The sequence below is a fragment of the Streptomyces dysideae genome, assembly GCF_001514305.1.
In the GTDB taxonomy this organism is placed as follows: domain Bacteria; phylum Actinomycetota; class Actinomycetes; order Streptomycetales; family Streptomycetaceae; genus Streptomyces; species Streptomyces dysideae.
The window spans coordinates 81977-100974 of sequence record NZ_KQ949090.1 but is presented as its reverse complement, the minus strand read 5'-3'; the positions used below and the strand labels follow the sequence as shown (position 1 = coordinate 100974).

18 protein-coding genes are annotated in these 18998 nt (G+C 70.0%); 1 reads left to right on the top strand and 17 read right to left on the bottom strand.

All coding sequences use genetic code 11. The annotated features are described in order from the left end of the window. Positions 1-88: 88 nt before the first annotated feature. The 12 genes from coaBC to pyrR form a co-directional block, all read right to left on the bottom strand. A complete protein-coding gene (coaBC, locus tag AQJ91_RS24370; protein ID WP_067025872.1) occupies positions 89-1291 on the bottom strand; it encodes a bifunctional phosphopantothenoylcysteine decarboxylase/phosphopantothenate--cysteine ligase CoaBC in 1203 nt (400 codons plus the stop codon). Between the two features lie 101 nt (positions 1292-1392). Next, the gene (gene rpoZ / locus AQJ91_RS24365) at positions 1393-1665 is read right to left on the bottom strand and encodes a DNA-directed RNA polymerase subunit omega (RefSeq protein ID WP_067025681.1); all 273 of its coding nucleotides are present in this window, start codon (positions 1663-1665) and stop codon (positions 1393-1395) included. A gap of 68 nt (positions 1666-1733) precedes the next feature. Next, complete coding sequence (gmk, locus tag AQJ91_RS24360; protein WP_067025678.1) at positions 1734-2291, bottom strand: guanylate kinase; 558 nt, start codon at positions 2289-2291, stop codon at positions 1734-1736. Positions 2292-2370: 79 nt separating this feature from the next. Then, a complete protein-coding gene (locus AQJ91_RS24355) occupies positions 2371-2694 on the bottom strand; it encodes an integration host factor (protein ID WP_003977346.1) in 324 nt (107 codons plus the stop codon). Positions 2695-2981: 287 nt separating this feature from the next. After that, positions 2982-3827, bottom strand: coding sequence for an orotidine-5'-phosphate decarboxylase (gene pyrF, locus AQJ91_RS24350; RefSeq protein ID WP_067025676.1), 846 nt, complete (start codon positions 3825-3827; stop codon positions 2982-2984). Then, complete coding sequence (locus AQJ91_RS24345) at positions 3824-4930, bottom strand: quinone-dependent dihydroorotate dehydrogenase (protein ID WP_067025672.1); 1107 nt, start codon at positions 4928-4930, stop codon at positions 3824-3826. Before AQJ91_RS24345 ends, pyrF begins: the two co-directional genes overlap by 4 nt. Positions 4931-4982: 52 nt before the next feature. Next, a complete protein-coding gene (carB, locus tag AQJ91_RS24340; RefSeq protein WP_067025668.1) occupies positions 4983-8291 on the bottom strand; it encodes a carbamoyl-phosphate synthase large subunit in 3309 nt (1102 codons plus the stop codon). Continuing rightward, the gene (gene carA, locus AQJ91_RS24335) at positions 8284-9441 is read right to left on the bottom strand and encodes a glutamine-hydrolyzing carbamoyl-phosphate synthase small subunit (RefSeq protein WP_067025665.1); all 1158 of its coding nucleotides are present in this window, start codon (positions 9439-9441) and stop codon (positions 8284-8286) included. Before carA ends, carB begins: the two co-directional genes overlap by 8 nt. Continuing rightward, positions 9438-10007, bottom strand: coding sequence for a PH-like domain-containing protein (locus AQJ91_RS24330; RefSeq protein WP_067025662.1), 570 nt, complete (start codon positions 10005-10007; stop codon positions 9438-9440). Before AQJ91_RS24330 ends, carA begins: the two co-directional genes overlap by 4 nt. Then, positions 10004-11290 carry a dihydroorotase gene (locus tag AQJ91_RS24325; protein ID WP_067025659.1) on the bottom strand — a complete coding sequence of 429 codons (1287 nt, stop codon included), beginning with the start codon at positions 11288-11290 and terminating at the stop codon, positions 10004-10006. Before AQJ91_RS24325 ends, AQJ91_RS24330 begins: the two co-directional genes overlap by 4 nt. Before the next feature lie 5 nt (positions 11291-11295). Then, on the bottom strand, positions 11296-12324 hold the full coding sequence (locus tag AQJ91_RS24320; RefSeq protein WP_067025656.1) for an aspartate carbamoyltransferase catalytic subunit: 1029 nt from the start codon (positions 12322-12324) through the stop codon (positions 11296-11298). Positions 12325-12417: 93 nt separating this feature from the next. Then, positions 12418-13002 (bottom strand): bifunctional pyr operon transcriptional regulator/uracil phosphoribosyltransferase PyrR, encoded by a 585-nt coding sequence (gene pyrR / locus AQJ91_RS24315; protein ID WP_067025653.1) that lies wholly within the window; start codon positions 13000-13002, stop codon positions 12418-12420. A 241-nt stretch (positions 13003-13243) separates the two neighbouring features. Between pyrR and bldD the strand changes: the two genes are divergently transcribed. Beyond that, the gene (gene bldD / locus AQJ91_RS24310) at positions 13244-13747 is read left to right on the top strand and encodes a transcriptional regulator BldD (protein WP_004002691.1); all 504 of its coding nucleotides are present in this window, start codon (positions 13244-13246) and stop codon (positions 13745-13747) included. Between the two features lie 281 nt (positions 13748-14028). On the opposite strand, the gene nusB is transcribed toward bldD, so the two are convergent. The 5 genes from nusB to aroB form a co-directional block, all read right to left on the bottom strand. Beyond that, positions 14029-14457: a transcription antitermination factor NusB gene (gene nusB / locus AQJ91_RS24305; protein WP_067025650.1), complete on the bottom strand. Its 429-nt coding sequence runs from the start codon at positions 14455-14457 to the stop codon at positions 14029-14031. 2 nt (positions 14458-14459) lie between these two features. Continuing rightward, positions 14460-15026: an elongation factor P gene (efp, locus tag AQJ91_RS24300; protein ID WP_067025647.1), complete on the bottom strand. Its 567-nt coding sequence runs from the start codon at positions 15024-15026 to the stop codon at positions 14460-14462. Positions 15027-15077: 51 nt separating this feature from the next. Continuing rightward, complete coding sequence (locus AQJ91_RS24295; protein WP_067025644.1) at positions 15078-16181, bottom strand: aminopeptidase P family protein; 1104 nt, start codon at positions 16179-16181, stop codon at positions 15078-15080. A gap of 138 nt (positions 16182-16319) precedes the next feature. Further along, entirely contained in the window at positions 16320-17165 is an 846-nt protein-coding gene (locus AQJ91_RS24290) for a Pro-rich N-terminal domain-containing protein (protein WP_067025641.1), read from the bottom strand. A gap of 216 nt (positions 17166-17381) precedes the next feature. Beyond that, the gene (gene aroB / locus AQJ91_RS24285) at positions 17382-18992 is read right to left on the bottom strand and encodes a 3-dehydroquinate synthase (protein WP_079085169.1); all 1611 of its coding nucleotides are present in this window, start codon (positions 18990-18992) and stop codon (positions 17382-17384) included. Positions 18993-18998: the final 6 nt, after the last annotated feature.

The following is an 18998-nucleotide window of genomic DNA, read 5'->3' as shown; positions in this document are numbered from 1 at the left end:
AATCCCGTGGGGCCTTGGCCAGGGGCGCCACACCCCCAAGTGGACGGTTTTGGAAGGCGTGTCGAGGCCGAGGCGGCGAGTGCATCACTCAGCTCAGGCGTTCGACCACCAGGTCCCACACGATTTCGGCCAAGGCTTCCTTGGGGCCGTGCGGTACGGGGGTTTCACTGCCGTCGGCGCCCAGTACCAGGGCCTCGTTCTCCTCGGATCCGAACGTCTTGCGCTCCCCCACCTCGTTCACCACGAGCAGGTCGCAGCCCTTGCGGCGCAGCTTCTTCCGGCCGTTGGCCAGCACGTCGTCCGTCTCGGCGGCGAAGCCGACGACCACCTGTCCGAGGCGGGCACGGTCGGCGGAAATCTCCGCAAGGATGTCCGGATTCCGGACCAGGACGACGGGCTCGGGGTCCTGGCCGTCCTGCTTCTTGATCTTTCCGGCGGCGTATTCCGCCGGACGGAAGTCGGCGACCGCCGCCGCCATGACGACCGCGTCGGCGTCCGCGGCCGCCTTCAGCACCGCCTCACGCAGCTGTACGGCCGTCCCCACCGGAACGACGTCCACGCCCGCCGGGTCCGGCAGCCCGGCGTTCGCGGCGACCAGCGTGACGCGGGCGCCGCGGGCGGCGGCGGTGCGGGCGAGGGCGTAGCCCTGCTTGCCGGAGGAGCGGTTGCCGAGGAAGCGGACCGGGTCGAGGGGCTCTCGGGTGCCGCCGGCGCTGACGACGACGTGCCGGCCCGTGAGGTCGGGCTCGGTGACGCCCCGGGCCAGCACCCGGCGGCAGACCTCGAAGATCTCGGCGGGGTCGGGCAGCCGGCCCTTGCCGGTGTCGACGCCGGTCAGGCGGCCGACGGCGGGTTCGATGACGACGGCACCGCGGCGGCGCAGCGTCGCCACGTTCTCCTGGGTGGCCGGGTGCTCCCACATCTCGGTGTGCATGGCGGGCGCGAAGACGACCGGGCAGCGGGCGGTGAGCAGGGTGTTGGTCAGGAGGTCGTCGGCCAGGCCGTGGGCGGCCTTCGCGAGCGTGTCCGCGGTCGCCGGGGCGACGATCACCAGGTCGGCGTGCTGCCCGATACGGACGTGCGGCACCTCGTGGACGTCGTCCCAGACCTCGGTCGAGACGGGGTGGCCGGAGAGGGCCGACCAGGTGGCGGCGCCCACGAAGTGCAGGGCGGAGGCGGTGGGGACGACGCGGACGTCATGCCCCGACTCCGTCAGCCGGCGCAGCAGCTCGCAGGCCTTGTACGCGGCGATGCCACCACTGACCCCCAGAACGACCTTCGGCTTGCCCACCGTCACTCCCCACGCCTCGGAACCCACGAGTCAATGACACACCACAGGCCCGACAGTCGCGCTGCCGGGCCTGTGGAAAAGCAAACTGCAAGCTGAAAATACTACTGCGCCGGGCCCTCGATGGCCTCGGACGTCAGCAGACCCGCATTGATCTCGCGGAGGGAGATCGAGAGCGGCTTCTCGTGGACGTGGGTGTCCACGAGCGGACCGACGTACTCGAGGAGGCCCTCGCCGAGCTGCGAGTAGTACGCGTTGATCTGGCGGGCCCGCTTGGCCGCGTAGATCACGAGGCTGTACTTCGAGTCGGTGGCCTCGAGGAGCTCGTCGATCGGCGGGTTGATGATGCCCTCGGGCGCGGAGATGGAAGAGGACACGCTCTACCTTCCGATGGATGGGAAAAGATCGGTCGTGATCACATCAGTCGCGATGACATGAATCGTGATCACACAACATCCACCAAGGCTAGCAGCTCACGCGCCACATCCTCGACGGAGGTGTTGACCAGGGTCAGGTCGAACTCCGGCTCGGCCGCCAACTCGACCTTCGCAGCGTCCAGACGGCGCTCGATCACCTCGGGCGCCTCGGTACCGCGACCGGTGAGTCTGCGCACGAGTTCCTCCCAGGAGGGAGGAGCCAGGAACACCAGCTGGGCGTCCGCCATCGACTCGCGGACCTGGCGGGCGCCCTGGAGGTCGATCTCCAGGAGGACCGGCTCACCCGCTTCCAGGCGCTCCAGCACGGCCGCACGCGGCGTGCCGTAGCGGTTCCCGGCGAACTCGGCCCACTCCAGCAGCTCGCCGTTGGCGATCAACTTGTCCATCTCCTCGTCGGTGACGAAGAAGTAGTGGACTCCGTGCTTCTCGCCGGGGCGGGGCCTGCGGGTCGTCGCCGACACCGAGAGCCAGACCTCGGGGTGTTCCTTGCGCATATGGGCGACGACCGTGCTCTTGCCGACCCCGGAGGGGCCGGAGAGCACGGTCAGCCGCGGACGTTCACTCATGCAGCGATTATTCCAGCAATCCCGGAGTGCCCGGGACTCCCGGTCCAGACTACCCGACTCAGGAGCCGGAGTACCGGACTCAGGAGCCGGTGCTGCCGAACTCACGCTCCAGGGAAGCGATCTGGTTGGAACCGAGGCCACGCACGCGGCGGCTCTCGGAGATGCCGAGTCGCTCCATGATCTGCTTGGCGCGGACCTTGCCCACGCCCGGCAGGGACTCGAGCAGGGCGGAGACCTTCATCTTGCCGATGACGTCGTTCTCCTGACCCTGCTTGATCACCTCGTGGAGAGAGGCGCCGGAGTGCTTGAGTCGATTCTTGACCTCGGCCCGCTCCCGGCGAGCCGCGGCGGCCTTTTCGAGCGCGGCTGCGCGCTGTTCAGGGGTAAGGGGCGGAAGAGCCACGCCTACGTCACCTCGGATGTTGACTGTCGGATACGGACCGGTGAGGAACCTAGTCGCCCCACACCTGGGGAGCTACGAGCAACACGCTTGCCCGTTCACTCTCGTCGGAGACTAGCGGCCAAGTCCGCCAGAGTCAGCGAGAACAGCGGAAAAGTCCTGGTCAGCCTCCGTCAGGCCGGACATTTAGGACATAATGCCCTGGATTTGAGGATGTATTCAGACTCAAGTGGGCCTCGAGCCACTCATCGGAGGACTCGAGCGAGTGGCTCGAACGCCTCTGACGGGAATCAGACGACCGCCACAGCGGCTCGGATCTCCTCCGCGAACCGGTCGGCGGCCGCCCGCAGCGCGCCCACCTCGGGACCGTGACGAAGAACACCCCGGCTGACGTTCGGAACGACATTGCGCACCGCGGACCCGAAAACCGCCGGGAGATCGGCCGGCGTCGCGCCCTGGGCGCCGATGCCGGGCGCGAGAAGCGGACCGTTGATGTCCAGGTCGTACGACGACAGGTCGCCGAGCGTGGCGCCGACGACCGCTCCGAAGGAGCCCAGCGGCTCCTCCCCCGCGTTCTCGGCCGCCAGGTGCGCCAGCATGGTCGCCCCGACGGTGCGCCCGTCCGTGCGGACCGCGCGCTGCACCTCATGACCCTCCGGGTTGGAGGTCAGCGCCAGCACGAACAGTCCGGCGCCGTTCTCGCGGGCCAGCGCGACCGCAGGCGAGAGCGAGCCGTAGCCCAAGTAGGGCGAGACGGTCAGCGCGTCCGAGAACAGCGGGGCGTCCTTGCCGAGGAAGGACTCGGCGTACGCGGCCATGGTCGAGCCGATGTCGCCGCGCTTGGCGTCCATCACGACCAGCGCGCCGGCCGCCCGCGCCTCCGCGACCGCCTTCTCCAGGACGGCCACCCCGCGCGACCCGAAGCGCTCGAAGAAGGCGCTCTGCGGCTTGAGGACGGCGACCCGGTGGGCCATCGCCTCGACGACGGTGCGACTGAACCGCTCCAGGCCGGCCACGTCGTCGTTCAGGCCCCACTCGGCGAGCAGGGACGCGTGCGGGTCGATGCCGACGCACAGCGGGCCGCGCTCGTCCATGGCACGGCGCAGGCGTGCGCCGAAGGGTTCAAGAGCACTCATGCCGTCTTCCTTGCGTCGGCGCCGACCGCGTCGGCGAGGGTGGTGTACGGGCTGTTCCGCAGGCGTGCGGCGAGCCCCTTGTGGATGGCGCGGCTCCAGAAGGGCCCCTCGTAGATGAAGGCGCTGTAGCCCTGGACCAGCGTCGCGCCCGCCAGGATGCGCTGCCAGGCGTCCTCGGCGTTCTCGATGCCGCCGACGCCCACAAGGGTGATCCGGTCGCCCACGCGCGCGTACAGGCGCCGCAGCACCTCCAGGGAGCGCGCCTTGAGGGGCGCTCCGGAGAGTCCGCCGGTCTCCTTCACCAGCGAGGGTTCGGATTTCAAACCGAGCCCCTCGCGCGCGATGGTGGTGTTCGTGGCGATGATCCCGTCCAGGCCGAGTTCGACGGCCAGGTCCGCGACGGCGTCGACGTCCTCGTCGGCCAGGTCCGGGGCGATCTTCACGAGCAGGGGTACCCGGCGGGAGGTCACCGTGCGGTCGGCGGCCTCGCGGACGGCGCTCAGCAGCGGGCGCAGCGCCTCGGTGGCCTGCAGGTTGCGCAGGCCGGGCGTGTTCGGCGACGACACGTTCACGACCAGGTAATCGGCGTACGGCGCCAGCCGCTCGGCCGACTTCACGTAGTCCGCGGCGGCCTCGGCCTCCGGCACGGCCTTGGTCTTGCCGATGTTGACGCCCACGACGGGCCTGAAGAGGGGCGTACGGGAGGCCAGGCGGGCGGCCACGGCCAGCGAACCCTCGTTGTTGAAGCCCATGCGGTTGATCAGCGCGCGGTCCTTCACGAGCCGGAACAGCCGCTTCTTGGGATTGCCCGGCTGCGCCTCCCCGGTCACGGTGCCGATCTCGACGTGGTCGAAGCCCAGCATCGACATCCCGTCGATCGCGACCGCGTTCTTGTCGAAGCCGGCGGCGAGCCCGAAGGGACCGTGCATGCGCAGCCCGAAGGCCTCGGTGCGCAGTTCCTTGTAGCGGGGCGCCAGGGCGGCGGCGATGAACGTACGCAGCACCGGGATTCCGACGGCGAGCCGGATCCAGCGGAACGCCAGGTAATGGGCCTGCTCCGGGTCCATCCGTTTGAAGACCAGACGGAAGAAGAGTTTGTACATCTCGGTGTCCTCACGAAGAGGGGGACACCTTCCGGTGTCCCCCTCAGGGCTGCTAGTCGCGGGCCGCGGTCAGGTGTTCCGCGTGTTCCTGGAGTGAACGGACGCCCACGTCACCGTGGTTGAGGGCGTCGATGCCCTGGACGGCGGCGGCGAGCGCCTGGACCGTCGTGAGGCACGGCACCGACCGCGCCACGGCCGCCGTACGGATGTCGTAGCCGTCGAGGCGGCCGCCGGTGCCGTACGGGGTGTTGACGATGAGGTCGACGTGGCCGTCGTGGATGAGCTGGACGATGGTCTTCTCGCCGTTCGGGCCGGTGCCCTCGGACTGCTTGCGCACGACCGTGGCGTTGATGCCGTTGCGCTTGAGCACCTCGGCCGTACCGGACGTGGCGAGCAACTCGAAGCCGTGGGCGACCAGTTCGCGCGCCGGGAAGATCATGGAGCGCTTGTCGCGGTTGGCGACCGAGATGAAGGCGCGGCCCTTGGTCGGCAGCGGACCGTAGGCGCCCGCCTGCGACTTGGCGTACGCCGTGCCGAAGACGGAGTCGATGCCCATGACCTCGCCGGTGGAGCGCATCTCCGGGCCGAGCACCGTGTCGACGCCGCGGCCGTGGATGTCGCGGAACCGCGACCACGGCATGACGGCCTCCTTGACGGAGATCGGCGCGTCCAGCGGAAGCTCGCCGCCGTCGCCGTTGGCCGGGAGCAGGCCCTCCGCGCGCAGTTCGGCGATGGTCGTGCCCAGCGAGATCCGGGCGGCGGCCTTGGCCAGCGGCACCGCGGTCGCCTTCGAGGTGAAGGGGACCGTACGGGACGCGCGCGGGTTGGCTTCCAGGACGTACAGGATGTCGCCGGCCATCGCGAACTGGATGTTGATCAGGCCGCGGACGCCGACGCCCTTGGCGATGGCCTCGGTCGAGGCTCGCAGGCGCTTGATGTCGAAGCCGCCCAGGGTGATCGGCGGCAGGGCGCACGCCGAGTCGCCGGAGTGGATGCCGGCCTCCTCGATGTGCTCCATGACGCCGCCGAGGTAGAGCTCCCGGCCGTCGTAGAGCGCGTCGACGTCGATCTCGATGGCGTCGTCGAGGAAGCGGTCGACCAGGACCGGCCGGGAGGGGCTGATCTCGGTCGACTCGGCGATGTAGGACGACAGCCGGGTCTCGTCGTAGACGATCTCCATGCCGCGCCCGCCGAGGACGTACGACGGCCGGACGAGGACCGGGTAACCGATCTCGTCGGCGATGGCCTTGGCCTCGGCGAAGGTGGTGGCGGTGCCGTGCTTGGGAGCCGGCAGGCCCGCCTCGGCCAGGACCCGGCCGAAGGCGCCGCGGTCCTCGGCGGCGTGGATGGCCTCGGGGGACGTACCGACGATCGGCACGCCGTTGTCCTTGAGCGCCTGCGACAGGCCCAGCGGCGTCTGACCGCCCAACTGGACGATGACACCGGCGACCGGGCCCGCGAGGGACTCCGCGTGGACGATCTCCAGCACGTCTTCCAGCGTCAGCGGTTCGAAGTACAGGCGGTCGGAGGTGTCGTAGTCCGTGGAGACGGTCTCCGGGTTGCAGTTGACCATCACCGTCTCGTAGCCCGCGTCGCTCAGCGCGAAGGAGGCGTGGACGCAGGAGTAGTCGAACTCGATGCCCTGGCCGATACGGTTCGGGCCGGAGCCCAGGATGATCACGGCGGGCTTGGTCCGGGACGCGACCTCGCTCTCCTCGTCGTACGAGGAGTAGAAGTACGGCGTCTTGGCCGCGAACTCGGCGGCGCAGGTGTCGACCGTCTTGTACACCGGCCGCACGCCCAGCGCGTGCCGCACCTCGCGGACGACGTCCTCGCGCAGCCCGCGGATCTCACCGATCTGGGCGTCGGAGAAGCCGTGGCGCTTGGCCTCCGCCAGCAGCGACGGATCCAGCTTGGCGGCTGCGGCCAGCTCGTCCGCGATCTCCTTGATCAGGAACAGCTGGTCCACGAACCACGGGTCGATCTTCGTCGCCTCGAAGACCTCCTCGGGCGTGGCACCCGCGCGGATGGCCTGCATGACGGAGTTGATCCGCCCGTCGGTGGGCCGCACGGCCTCCGCCAGCAGCTCACCCTTGTCACCCGGCTCGCCCACGAACGTGAACTGCGAGCCCTTCTTCTCCAGCGAGCGCAGCGCCTTCTGCAGTGCCTCGGTGAAGTTCCGCCCGATCGCCATGGCCTCGCCGACCGACTTCATGGTCGTGGTCAGCGTGGAGTCGGCGGACGGGAACTTCTCGAAGGCGAACCGCGGGGCCTTGACGACGACGTAGTCGAGCGTGGGCTCGAAGGACGCCGGGGTCTTCTCCGTGATGTCGTTCGGGATCTCGTCGAGGGTGTAGCCGACGGCCAGCTTGGCGGCGATCTTGGCGATCGGGAAACCGGTGGCCTTCGACGCGAGGGCCGAGGAGCGCGACACACGCGGGTTCATCTCGATGACGATGATGCGACCGTCGTCCGGGTTGACCGCGAACTGGATGTTGCAGCCGCCGGTGTCGACGCCGACCTCGCGGATGATCGCGATGCCGATGTCGCGGAGGCGCTGGTACTCGCGGTCGGTCAGCGTCATCGCGGGCGCCACGGTGATCGAGTCGCCGGTGTGGACGCCCATGGGGTCGAAGTTCTCGATGGAGCAGACGACCACGACGTTGTCGTGCTTGTCGCGCATCAGCTCCAGCTCGTACTCCTTCCAGCCGAGGATGGACTCCTCCAGGAGCACCTCGGTGGTCGGGGAGAGCGTGAGGCCCTGGCCGGCGATGCGGCGCAGTTCCTCCTCGTCGTGCGCGAAGCCGGAGCCGGCGCCGCCCATGGTGAAGGACGGGCGGACGACGACGGGGTAGCCGCCGAGCGTCTCGACGCCCCCCAGCACGTCGTCCATGGAGTGGCAGATGACCGACCGGGCGGACTCGCCGTGCCCGATCTTCGCGCGGACGGCCTCGACGACGTCCTTGAAGAGGTCGCGGTCCTCGCCCTTGTTGATCGCCTCGACGTTGGCGCCGATCAGCTCGACACCGTACTTCTCCAGCACGCCCTGCTCATGCATGGAGATCGCGGTGTTGAGGGCGGTCTGACCGCCCAGCGTCGGCAGCAGGGCGTCCGGCCGCTCCTTGGCGATGATCTTCTCGACGAACTCCGGGGTGATCGGCTCGACGTATGTGGCGTCGGCGATCTCCGGGTCGGTCATGATCGTCGCCGGGTTGGAGTTGACGAGGATGACCCGGAGGCCCTCGGCGCGCAGGATGCGGCACGCCTGGGTGCCGGAGTAGTCGAACTCGGCGGCCTGGCCGATGACGATCGGGCCGGAGCCGATGACCAGGACGGACTGGATATCGGTGCGCTTAGGCACGCTGGCCCTCCATCAGGGATACGAAGCGGTCGAACAGGTAGGCGGCGTCGTGCGGGCCCGCTGCCGCTTCGGGGTGGTACTGGACGCTGAAGGCCGGGCGGTCGAGGAGCTGCAGCCCCTCCACCACGCTGTCGTTGAGGCACACATGGGAGACCTCGGCGCGGCCGTAGGGGGTGTCGGAGACCTTGTCGAGCGGGGCGTCGACGGCGAAGCCGTGGTTGTGCGCGGTGACCTCGACCTTGCCGGTCGTACGGTCCTGCACCGGCTGGTTGATGCCACGGTGGCCGTACTTCAGCTTGTAGGTGCCGAAGCCGAGGGCGCGGCCCAGGATCTGGTTGCCGAAGCAGATGCCGAACAGCGGGGTGCCGCGCTCCAGGACGGCCTGCATGACGGTGACCGGGTGGTCGGCGGTGGCCGGGTCGCCGGGCCCGTTGGAGAAGAACACGCCGTCGGGCTGGACGGCGTAGATGTCCTCGACGCTCGCCATGGCCGGCAGGACGTGCACCTCGATGCCGCGCTCGGCCATCCGGTGCGGGGTCATGCCCTTGATGCCGAGGTCGACGGCAGCGACGGTGAACTTCTTCTCCCCGATCGCCGGGACGACGTACGTCTCCTTGGTGGCGACCTCGGCGGAGAGGTTCGCGCCCTTCATCTCGGGGGCCTGGCGCACCTCGGCGAGCATGGTGCCCTCGTCGGGCAGCGCGTTGCCGGAGAAGATGCCGACGCGCATGGCGCCACGCTCGCGCAGATGGCGGGTCAGCGCGCGCGTGTCGATGCCGGAGATGCCGACCACGCCCTGCTTGCGCAGCTCCTCGTCCAGCGAGCGACGGGAGCGCCAGTTGGAGGGCACGCGCGCGGGGTCGCGCACGACGTAGCCCGCGACCCAGATCTGCTGGGACTCGGGGTCCTCGTCGTTGACGCCGGTGTTGCCGACGTGCGGGGCGGTCATCACGACGACCTGGCGGTGGTACGACGGGTCGGTGAGGGTCTCCTGGTAGCCGGTCATGCCGGTGGAGAACACGGCCTCGCCGAAGGTCACCCCCACGGCCCCGTAGGCACGGCCGCGGAAGATCCGGCCGTCCTCCAGGACGAGTACGGCGGGAGCCGCTTTGTGCCTCTGCGAGGCGGTCCCCTGGATGGAGGTCGTCATCGTTCGGCGCCTTCCGTGCTGGTTGTGTTGATCATGGAGTTAATGACGTCGACCCACTCGTTGTGCTCGGCGGCCGTGTCCGAGCGGAACCCGGAGTCGATCAGCCGGTCGCCGTGCGCCCAGGTCACGACGAGCAGGCCGCCCTCGGTCAGGACCTTGCCGGCGATGCCCTTGTCGAGCCGGGCCTCGCGCAGTTGTGCGGCCGGGACGAAGAAGTCCGTCGCACCGGGACGTACGACGTCCAGTCCCGCGTCCGTCAGTGTGAGCTCGGCCCGGCTGCGGGTGCCCAGGCCGTGCGCCACGATGCGGTCCAGCCACTGCCCGGCGGTGGTGGAGCCGTGGTAGCGGCCGCTCATACTCAGTCTCGCCGGGCCGGCGTCGTCCGGCGCGCTGGGCACTTCGGGCAGGTCGCTCTGGAGGGTGCCGCGCCACTTCCAGCCCTCGCGCATCAGCCAGTAGACGAGCGCCACGAAGAGGACGAGGCCGACGAGCCAGCCGACGCGGGCGGCCCAGTCGGTCACTTCGGCCGACTTCTGTTCGGCGGCAATCGAAATCAGAGGTGTCACGCGAGGTTCCCGTCGACGAGCGTGGCCTTGCCCCGGAGCCACGTGTGCGTGACACGGCCCGGCAGCTCACGCCCCTCGTACGGGGTGTTGCGGCTGCGCGAGGCGAAGCCCGCGGGGTCCACGGACCCACGGTATTCCGTGTCGACAAGCGTGAGGTTGGCGGGCTCACCAGCCGAGACGGGACGGCCGTGCCCCTTGGCCTGCCCGATCTGCGCGGGCTTGACGGACATGCGGTCGGCGACCCCGGCCCAGGTGAGGAGCCCGGTGTCCACCATCGTCTCCTGGACCACTGACAACGCGGTCTCCAGGCCGACCATGCCCATGGCGGCTGCGGCCCACTCGCAGTCCTTGTCCTCGTGCGGGTGCGGGGCGTGGTCGGTGGCGACGATGTCGATCGTGCCGTCGGCAAGCGCCTCGCGCAGGGCGAGCACGTCGCGCTCGGTGCGCAGCGGCGGGTTCACCTTGTAGACCGGGTTGTATGACCGGACCAGTTCGTCGGTGAGGAGGAGGTGGTGCGGGGTGACCTCGGCGGTGACGTCGATGCCGCGGGACTTGGCCCAGCGGACGATCTCGACGGACCCGGCGGTCGACAGGTGGCAGATGTGCACGCGCGAGCCGACGTGCTCGGCGAGCAGGACATCCCGGGCGATGATCGATTCTTCGGCCACCGCGGGCCAGCCCCCGAGCCCCAGCTCGGCGGAGACGACGCCCTCGTTCATCTGGGCACCCTCGGTCAGCCGCGGCTCCTGCGCGTGCTGGGCGACGACACCGCCGAAGGCCTTCACGTACTCCAGCGCCCGCCGCATGATCACGGCGTCGTCGACGCACTTGCCGTCGTCGGAGAAGACGGTGACACCGGCCGCCGACTCGTGCATGGCGCCCAGCTCGGCGAGCTTCTTGCCCTCCAGGCCGACGGTGACGGCGCCGATGGGCTGCACATCGCAGTACCCGTGCTCCTGGCCGAGCCGGTAGACCTGCTCGACGACACCGGCGGTGTCGGCGACCGGGAAGGTGTTGGCCATGGCGAACACGGCGGTGTAACCGCCGGACGCGGCCGCCCTCGTGCCGGTGAGGACGGTCTCGGAGTCCTCGCGGCCGGGCTCCCGCAGATGGGTGTGCAGGTCGACGAGCCCGGACAGCAGCACCTTGCCGCCGGCCTCGACGACTTCGGCGCCCTCGTCGGAGAGCCCCTGGCCGACCGCCTCAATGGCCGAACCGTTGATCAGGACGTCCTGCGGCTCGCCGCCGAGCACCTTCGCACCACGGATCAGGATCTTGCTCATGTGTCTTACTTCTCCTCGGTACGGAATTCAGAGGCGGGCGCGGAGCGCCTCGTTGCAAGGGTGGTGGTGGGCGACGGGTGGGCGACGGCGGGCTCGTTGCCACCGAGCAGCAGGTACAGAACGGCCATCCGGGTGGACACTCCGTTTGCGACCTGCTCGATGGCGGTGCAGCGCTCGGAGTCGGCGACCTCGGCGGTGATCTCCATGCCGCGGACCATCGGTCCGGGGTGCATCACGATGGCGTGCTCGGGCATCTTCGCCATGCGGTCGCCGTCGAGGCCGTAGCGCCTCGAGTACTCGCGCTCGGTCGGGAAGAAGGCGGCGTTCATGCGCTCGCGCTGGACGCGGAGCATCATCACCGCGTCGGACTTGGGCAGCGTGCTGTCGAGGTCGTACGAGACCTCGCAGGGCCAGGTCTCGACGCCGATCGGCAGCAGGGTGGGCGGCGCGACGAGGGTGACCTCGGCGCCGAGGGTGTGCAGCAGGTCGACGTTGGAACGGGCGACCCGGCCGTGCAGGATGTCGCCGACGATCGTGATGCGCTTGCCGGCGAGGTCCTGCCCGATCCCGGCGTCCCGGCCGACGAGCCGGCGCCGCATGGTGAAGGCGTCCAGCAGGGCCTGCGTGGGGTGCTGGTGGGTGCCGTCGCCGGCGTTGATGACGGCGGCGTCGATCCAGCCGGAGTTGGCGAGGCGGTACGGCGCTCCGGAGGCGCCGTGCCGGATGACGACGGCGTCGACGCCCATGGCCTCCAGCGTCTGGGCGGTGTCCTTCAGGGACTCGCCCTTGGACACGCTCGATCCCTTGGCGGAGAAGTTGATGACATCGGCGGAGAGCCGCTTCTCGGCGGCCTCGAAGGAGATCCGGGTACGGGTCGAGTCCTCGAAGAAGAGGTTGACGACGGTGCGGCCGCGCAGGGTCGGCAGTTTCTTGATCGGCCGGTCGGCGACCCGGGCCATCTCCTCGGCGGTGTCGAGGATCAGGACGGCGTCGTCGCGGGTGAGGTCGGCGGCCGAGATGAGATGACGCTGCATCTGTCAGGCTCCGTAAGGCAGTTCAGGTTTGGGAGATTCCGGGCAGGCGGGGGCGCATGGGCAGGGCGTACGACAGTGACGTACGCGCGCGTGCTACTGCTGCGCGCCCCGAGCGGACCGCTTGGCGCCGAGCAGCACGGTGTCGCGACCGTCCTCCTCGGCGAGCTGGACCTTGACCGTCTCCCGCAGCGACGTGGGGAGGTTCTTGCCGACGTAGTCGGCGCGGATGGGCAGTTCGCGGTGGCCCCGGTCGACCAGGACCGCCAGCTGGACCGCGCGAGGACGCCCGAGGTCGTTCAGGGCGTCCAGGGCGGCACGGATGGTGCGGCCGGAGAAGAGCACGTCGTCGACGAGGACGACGAGGCGGCCGTCGAGGCCGTCACCGGGGATCTCGGTGCGGGCCAGCGCACGCGGCGGGTGCATGCGCAGGTCGTCGCGGTACATGGTGATGTCGAGCGAACCGACCGGGATCTTGCGCTCGGTGATCTGCTCGAGCTTGACGCCCAGCCGCTGGGCGAGGAAGACGCCCCGGGTGGGAATGCCGAGGAGCACCACGTCGTCGGCGCCCTTGGCGCGCTCGACGATCTCGTGGGCGATGCGAGTCAACACCCGCGCGATGTCGGGGCCTTCGAGAACGGGCCGCGCATCGGACTGCTGTGCTTCTTGCTGCTTGTCCATATGAAACGGACCTCCTTCTCCGCCTCACGGGACGGACCTTAAAGGACGTCGGATTTGCGCCATCCACGGTAGCAGGCCGGGACGACGTCCCTGATCACCCCCTTGGCCCAATCGGTCACCGCTGCCACGGAAGAGTCGGTGCGGACCATTCGGCTTGACGCGGAAGAGTAACGCTGCGTAACCTCACAGTGAGTTACCAGACGCGCGGCCCAGCCGCGTCGACACAGTGCCGGGGAGCTATATGTCCAGCGAATACGCCAAACAGCTCGGGGCAAAGCTCCGGGCCATCCGCACCCAGCAGGGCCTTTCCCTCCACGGTGTCGAGGAGAAGTCCCAGGGACGCTGGAAGGCGGTCGTGGTCGGTTCGTACGAGCGCGGTGACCGTGCCGTGACCGTACAGCGTCTTGCCGAGCTGGCGGATTTCTACGGCGTTCCGGTGCAGGAGCTGCTGCCGGGCACCACACCGGGCGGTGCCGCCGAGCCGCCGCCGAAGCTGGTCCTGGACCTGGAGCGGCTGGCCCATGTGCCGGCCGAGAAGGCGGGCCCCCTGCAGCGCTACGCGGCCACGATCCAGTCGCAGCGCGGTGACTACAACGGCAAGGTGCTCTCGATCCGCCAGGACGACCTGCGCACACTCGCCGTCATCTACGACCAGTCGCCCTCGGTCCTCACCGAGCAGCTGATCAGCTGGGGCGTGCTGGACGCGGACGCGCGTCGCGCGGTCTCCCACGCCGAGGAGAGCTGAGCGCTCCTCGGGTTCAGCAGAAACGTACCGCCGGGGTGGCCGGAACTTCACCGTTCCAGCCACCCCGGCGGCTTTCTGCGCGCCTCACGAGCCCCGCTGGTACGGGAACGCCGGAGGGCCCACAGCGACACGCTGTGGGCCCTCCGGCGAGTCGCGCCCCCGCAGGGGCGGGCCGTGACATCAAGCGGCTGCTCCGCCGCGTGGGCGCGACTCGCCACAGCCGACCCGCAGGTCACATATGACCCTCAGTTCCCAGGCTCCCCCCAGGCTCTCAAGCGGAGCTATTCGCGGCGCAGGGAGGGCTTCAGCTCCTTGAGCCGGCCGAGCAGGCCGTTGACGAACGAGGGCGACTCGTCCGTCGAGAACTCCTTCGCCAGCTGCACCATCTCGTCGAGGACGACGGCGTCCGGGGTCGCGTCGACCCAGATCAGCTCGTAGGCGCCGAGCCGCAGGATGTTGCGGTCGACGACGGGCATGCGGTCGAGCGTCCAGCCGACGGAGTACTGCGCGATCAGCTCGTCGATGCGCTTCGCGTGTTCCGCGTAGCCCTCGACCAGCTGCATCGTGTACTCGCTCACCGGCGGCTGCCGGGTGTCGGCCCGAGAGTGCCGGATCCAGTCCGCGAGGACCGTCAGGACGTCGGCGTCACGCTGGTCGCCCTCGAAGAGGATCTGGAAGGCACGCTTGCGGGCCGTGTTGCGGGCAGCCACGGTTAGCTGTTCACCCGGCCGAGGTAGTCGCTCGTGCGGGTGTCGACCTTGATCTTCTCACCGGTGGTGATGAAGAGCGGGACGTTGATCTGGTGGCCGGTCTCCAGGATGGCGGGCTTGGTGCCGCCGGTGGAGCGGTCGCCCTGGACGCCGGGCTCGGTCTCCTGGATGGTCAGCTCGACGGCGGCGGGCAGCTCGACGAAGAGCACCTCGCCCTCGTGCTGCGCGACGGTGGCCGTGAAGCCCTCGACGAGGAAGTTGGCCGCGTCGCCGACAGCCTTGCGGTCGACCATGAGCTGGTCGTAGGTCTCCATGTCCATGAAGACGAAGTACTCGCCGTCCATGTACGAGAACTGCATGTCGCGCTTGTCGACAGTGGCCGTCTCGACCTTGACACCGGCGTTGAACGTCTTGTCGACGACCTTGCCGGAGAGCACGTTCTTGAGCTTGGTGCGCACGAAGGCCGGGCCCTTGCCGGGCTTGACGTGCTGGAACTCGACGACGGACCAAAGCTGGCCGCCATCGAGCTTGAGCACCATGCCGTTCTTGAGGTCGTTCGTGGAAGCCACGGTTGCGGAATCTCCTGGACTGACGTGGACGACCCCGGCGCACGCACCTGCCTAGAGGGCGAGCAGCTCCTTGGTCGTGATGGTGAGTAGCTCGGGTCCGCCGTCCGCCTCGGGGCGGACGACGAGCGTGTCATCGATCCGGACGCCGCCCCGGCCCGGGAGGTGGACCCCCGGTTCGACGGTGACCGGCACGCAAGCGTCCAGTTTACCCATGGCCGCGGGGGCCAACTGCGGGTCCTCGTCGATTTCGAGCCCGACACCGTGTCCGGTCAGCACCGGAAGCCCCTCACCGTACCCGGCGGAGTCCAGCACCTGACGTGCGGCCCGGTCCACGTCGCGGTAGGCGGCGCCGGGTGCGAGGCTCTCCCGTCCGGCACGCTGGGCGGCGAAGACGAGGTCGTACAGCTCGATCTGCCAGCCCGCGGGGGACGTGCCGATGACGAACGTACGGCCGATCTCGCACCGGTAGCCGCGGTACGTGGCCCCCAGGCAGACGGAGAGGAAGTCACCCTCCTCGACGCGCCGGTCGGTAGGCCGGTGGGCGCGCCTGCCGGAGTTGGGGCCGGTGGCCACGGAGGTCGGGAAGGCGGGCCCGTCGGCGCCGTGGTCGACGAGGCGTCGCTCCAGCTCCAGGGCGAGATGCCGCTCGGTACGCCCTACGAGGATGGACTCCAGCAGCTCGCCGAGGGCCTGGTCGGCGATCTCGGCGCCGATACGGAGGCAGGAGATCTCCTCCTCGTCCTTGACCACCCTGAGCTGCTCGACCGCACAGCCCAGGTCGGCGAGGCGCAGCCGCGGTACGACGGAGCGGATGGCCCGGTGCCGGGCGACGGTGAGGTGGTGTTCCTCGACGGCGAGGGAGTCCGCGCGCTGCCCTGCCGCGAGGTCGGCCGCGGCGACGGCGGGGTCGCCGGCGGGTCCCCTCAGCGTCTGGACGCACAGCGTCTCGTCGGGGCGGCCGTCGGTTCGGTCGTCCGGTGGGCCGGGGCACAGCAGCAGGTCCTCGGTCCTGCCCAGCAGGAGTACGGCGCCCTGCGGGGCGGTGCCGGTGAGGTAGCGGACGTTGGCGGGGCGGGAGACCAGCGCGGAGGCGCTGCCGCTGGCTTGGCAGCGGTCCCGAAGGCGGGTTCGGCGTGCGGCGTGCACCTCTGACATGACACGAGCGTAGGAGGCATGTCGGGATTGTGCCGGTTGGAGAGGTGCCGATCGGGGGACGGGGTGCGGCTCGTTGTCGTGTGCCGTCTGACGGCCGGTGGGGGTTGATCGCGCATTCCCCGGGCCCCTGAAGGCCGACTACCACTTAGGTGGGCTGGCAATCGAGCGTGCCAGTACGTCGTCCAGGATCTGGGCCGTCTGTGGTACGTCGAGCTGGGAGTTGTCGATGATCGGGAGGCCCGAGCCGTACCAGCCCGCCATGCGGCCGTGGATGCGGGCGACCTCCTCGTCCGTGAGGCGGCGGTTGCCGGAGCGTTCGGCGTTGCGCTCCAGGACGATTTCCAGGCCCGGGAGGAGGACGACCGGGAGGAGGCCGGGGCCCACGTGCCGTTTCCAGCCGCCGAGGCCGACGACCGGACGGTCGGGGAAGACGGCGTCGTCGAGGATGCAGGAGATGCCGTTGGCGAGGAAGTTCCGGGCGGCGAAACCGCAGGTGCGGCGGGCCAGGCGGTACTGGGCCTCGGAGTTGTCGTTCCAGCCGGACTGGGGGTCGGCGAAGCCCGAGCGGACCCACTCGCGGACGTCGTCCAGGCTGATGTGGGCCGTGGGGACCCGGCGGTGGTCCGCCCAGTACTTGGCGACGCTCGTCTTGCCCGCCCCCGCCGGTCCGATGAGCAGCACGGCCAGGGTGGTGGCCGTCGCGTCGGGTGCGGTCGCGGGGGGCGGTGCGCTGGGCATGGCGACCGGGCCGCCGGGCGGCAGCGGGACATGGCCCGTGGTGTCGGGGACCGGGGCGTGCTGCGGGGCGGGCGGGGCCGGAGGTGTGAAGCCCGGTGCCGGGGGCGGCGGGGGCACGGGGACCGATCCCTGGTGTGCGCCCGGGTGATGCGGACCCGGGTGGTGTGCGGCCGGCGACCAGCCGTCGGTCGGTCCGTGCCCCGGCTGGTGGGGCTGCGGCAGCGGAGAACCCACTGCGTGCTGCATCCGGTGCCACTCCGTCTCGTGTCTTCTGGCTCACTCGCCGCAGGCAATTGGCGCTGGCAGCAGGGTGCGAACCCCGCCCTCCCCCACTGCCCGAAAGGCGTGGGGGGACCCCCCATCCGAACGGTACCGCCCCCGGCCGCCGTTTGGTGAACGGCCGGGGGCGGTACGAAGTGCCCAGCGCCACAGGGGAATCGGGCGGAAGGTGTACGCGAGTACTTACTGGCCCACTTCGCCGTACGCGGCGAGCAGCAGGGCCGGGTCGGGACCCTCCAGGACGGTGGGCTTGGCCAGGCCGTCGAGGACGATGAAGCGCAGCATGTCGCCGCGGGACTTCTTGTCGACCTTCATGCTCTCCACCAGCTTGGGCCACTGGTCGTAGCGGTAGTGCAGCGGCAGGCCGACCGATTCGAGGATCGTGCGGTGGCGGTCGGCGGTGGCGTCGTCCAACCGGCCCGCGAGGCGGCCGAGTTCAGCAGCGAAGTGCATGCCGACCGAGACCGCGGCGCCGTGCCGCCACTTGTAGCGCTCGTTCTTTTCGATGGCGTGGCCGAGCGTGTGGCCGTAGTTGAGGATCTCCCGCAGACCCGATTCCTTCAGGTCGGAGGAGACCACTTCGGCCTTGACCCGGATGGAACGCTCGATCAGCTCGGCCGTGTGCGGGCCGGCCGGGGTGCGGGCGGCCTCGGGGTCGGACTCGATGAGCTCCAGAATCACCGGGTCGGCGATGAAACCGGCCTTGATGATCTCGGCGAGCCCGGACACGTAGTCGTTGACCGGGAGGGAGTCCAGCGCGGCCAGGTCGCACAGCACGCCGGTGGGCGGGTGGAAGGAACCGACGAGGTTCTTGCCCTCGGCCGTGTTGATGCCGGTCTTGCCGCCGACGGCCGCGTCCACCATGGCCAGCACGGTCGTCGGGACGGCGATCCAGCGCACCCCGCGCAGCCAGGTCGCGGCCACGAACCCGGCCAGGTCGGTGGTCGCGCCGCCGCCGACGCCGACGACGACGTCGGTGCGGGTGAACCCGGACTGGCCCAGCGCCTTCCAGCAGTAGGCGGCGACCTCAGCGGTCTTGGCCTCCTCCGCGTTCGGCACCTGGATGGCGACGGCCTCGTACCCCTGCCCGACCAGGTCGGCGCGGAGCGCGTCGCCGGTCTCGGCGAGCGCCTCGGGGTGGATCACCGCGACCCGCTTCGCCTTGTCGCCGATCAGCCCGCCCAGCTCACCCAGGAGCTGCCGGCCCACCAGGACTTCGTACGGCTCACTGCCCGCGGTGCCGCCGACCTGGATTCTTGTCACTTGGCTCGCCATCGCGTCCTCCGGCCGGGGGTCCGGGGGTTGTCCCCCGGGAATTGCAGTCAACTCCAGTGCGTCCAGGGCTGCTTGGGTGACCTCTTCGGGCGTACGGCCGTCCGTCGCGACCACGGCCGTGGCGACCTCCTCGTACAGGTGCCGCCGGGCCTCCATCAGGTCGCGCCACTGCTTGCGCGGGTTGACGGCGAGCAGCGGCCGGGCGGCGTTCAGGCCGGTGCGCTTGACGGCCTCCTCGACGTCCATCGAGAGGTAGACGACGCGCAGTCCCGCCAGCGACGCGCGCGTGGCCGCGTCCAGGATCGCGCCGCCCCCGAGGGCGAGGACACCGTCATGCTCGGCGAGCGCGACCCGGACCGCCTGCTTCTCGATCGCGCGGAAGGCGCTCTCGCCCGCGTCGACGAAGATCTCGGCGATGGCCCGGCCCTGGGCGGCGACGATGTCGTCGTCGGTGTCCCGGTAGCCGACACCGAGCCGCTCGGCCAGCAACTGCCCGACGGTGGACTTGCCGACACCCATCGGACC

What these genes read in the sequence shown, in the direction of transcription:
- gmk (WP_067025678.1), bottom strand. Translation starts at nt 2,291, where the DNA reads ATGAGTGAACGTCCGCGGCTGACCGTGCTCTCCGGCCCCTCCGGGGTC.
- pyrF (WP_067025676.1), bottom strand. Translation starts at nt 3,827, where the DNA reads ATGAGTGCTCTTGAACCCTTCGGCGCACGCCTGCGCCGTGCCATGGAC.
- AQJ91_RS24345 (WP_067025672.1), bottom strand. Translation starts at nt 4,930, where the DNA reads ATGTACAAACTCTTCTTCCGTCTGGTCTTCAAACGGATGGACCCGGAG.
- carA (WP_067025665.1), bottom strand. Translation starts at nt 9,441, where the DNA reads ATGACGACCTCCATCCAGGGGACCGCCTCGCAGAGGCACAAAGCGGCT.
- AQJ91_RS24325 (WP_067025659.1), bottom strand. Translation starts at nt 11,290, where the DNA reads ATGAGCAAGATCCTGATCCGTGGTGCGAAGGTGCTCGGCGGCGAGCCG.
- AQJ91_RS24320 (WP_067025656.1), bottom strand. Translation starts at nt 12,324, where the DNA reads ATGCAGCGTCATCTCATCTCGGCCGCCGACCTCACCCGCGACGACGCC.
- pyrR (WP_067025653.1), bottom strand. Translation starts at nt 13,002, where the DNA reads ATGGACAAGCAGCAAGAAGCACAGCAGTCCGATGCGCGGCCCGTTCTC.
- bldD (WP_004002691.1), top strand. Translation starts at nt 13,244, where the DNA reads ATGTCCAGCGAATACGCCAAACAGCTCGGGGCAAAGCTCCGGGCCATC.
- AQJ91_RS24295 (WP_067025644.1), bottom strand. Translation starts at nt 16,181, where the DNA reads ATGTCAGAGGTGCACGCCGCACGCCGAACCCGCCTTCGGGACCGCTGC.
- AQJ91_RS24290 (WP_067025641.1), bottom strand. Translation starts at nt 17,165, where the DNA reads ATGCAGCACGCAGTGGGTTCTCCGCTGCCGCAGCCCCACCAGCCGGGG.
- aroB (WP_079085169.1), bottom strand. Translation starts at nt 18,992, where the DNA reads ATGGGTGTCGGCAAGTCCACCGTCGGGCAGTTGCTGGCCGAGCGGCTC.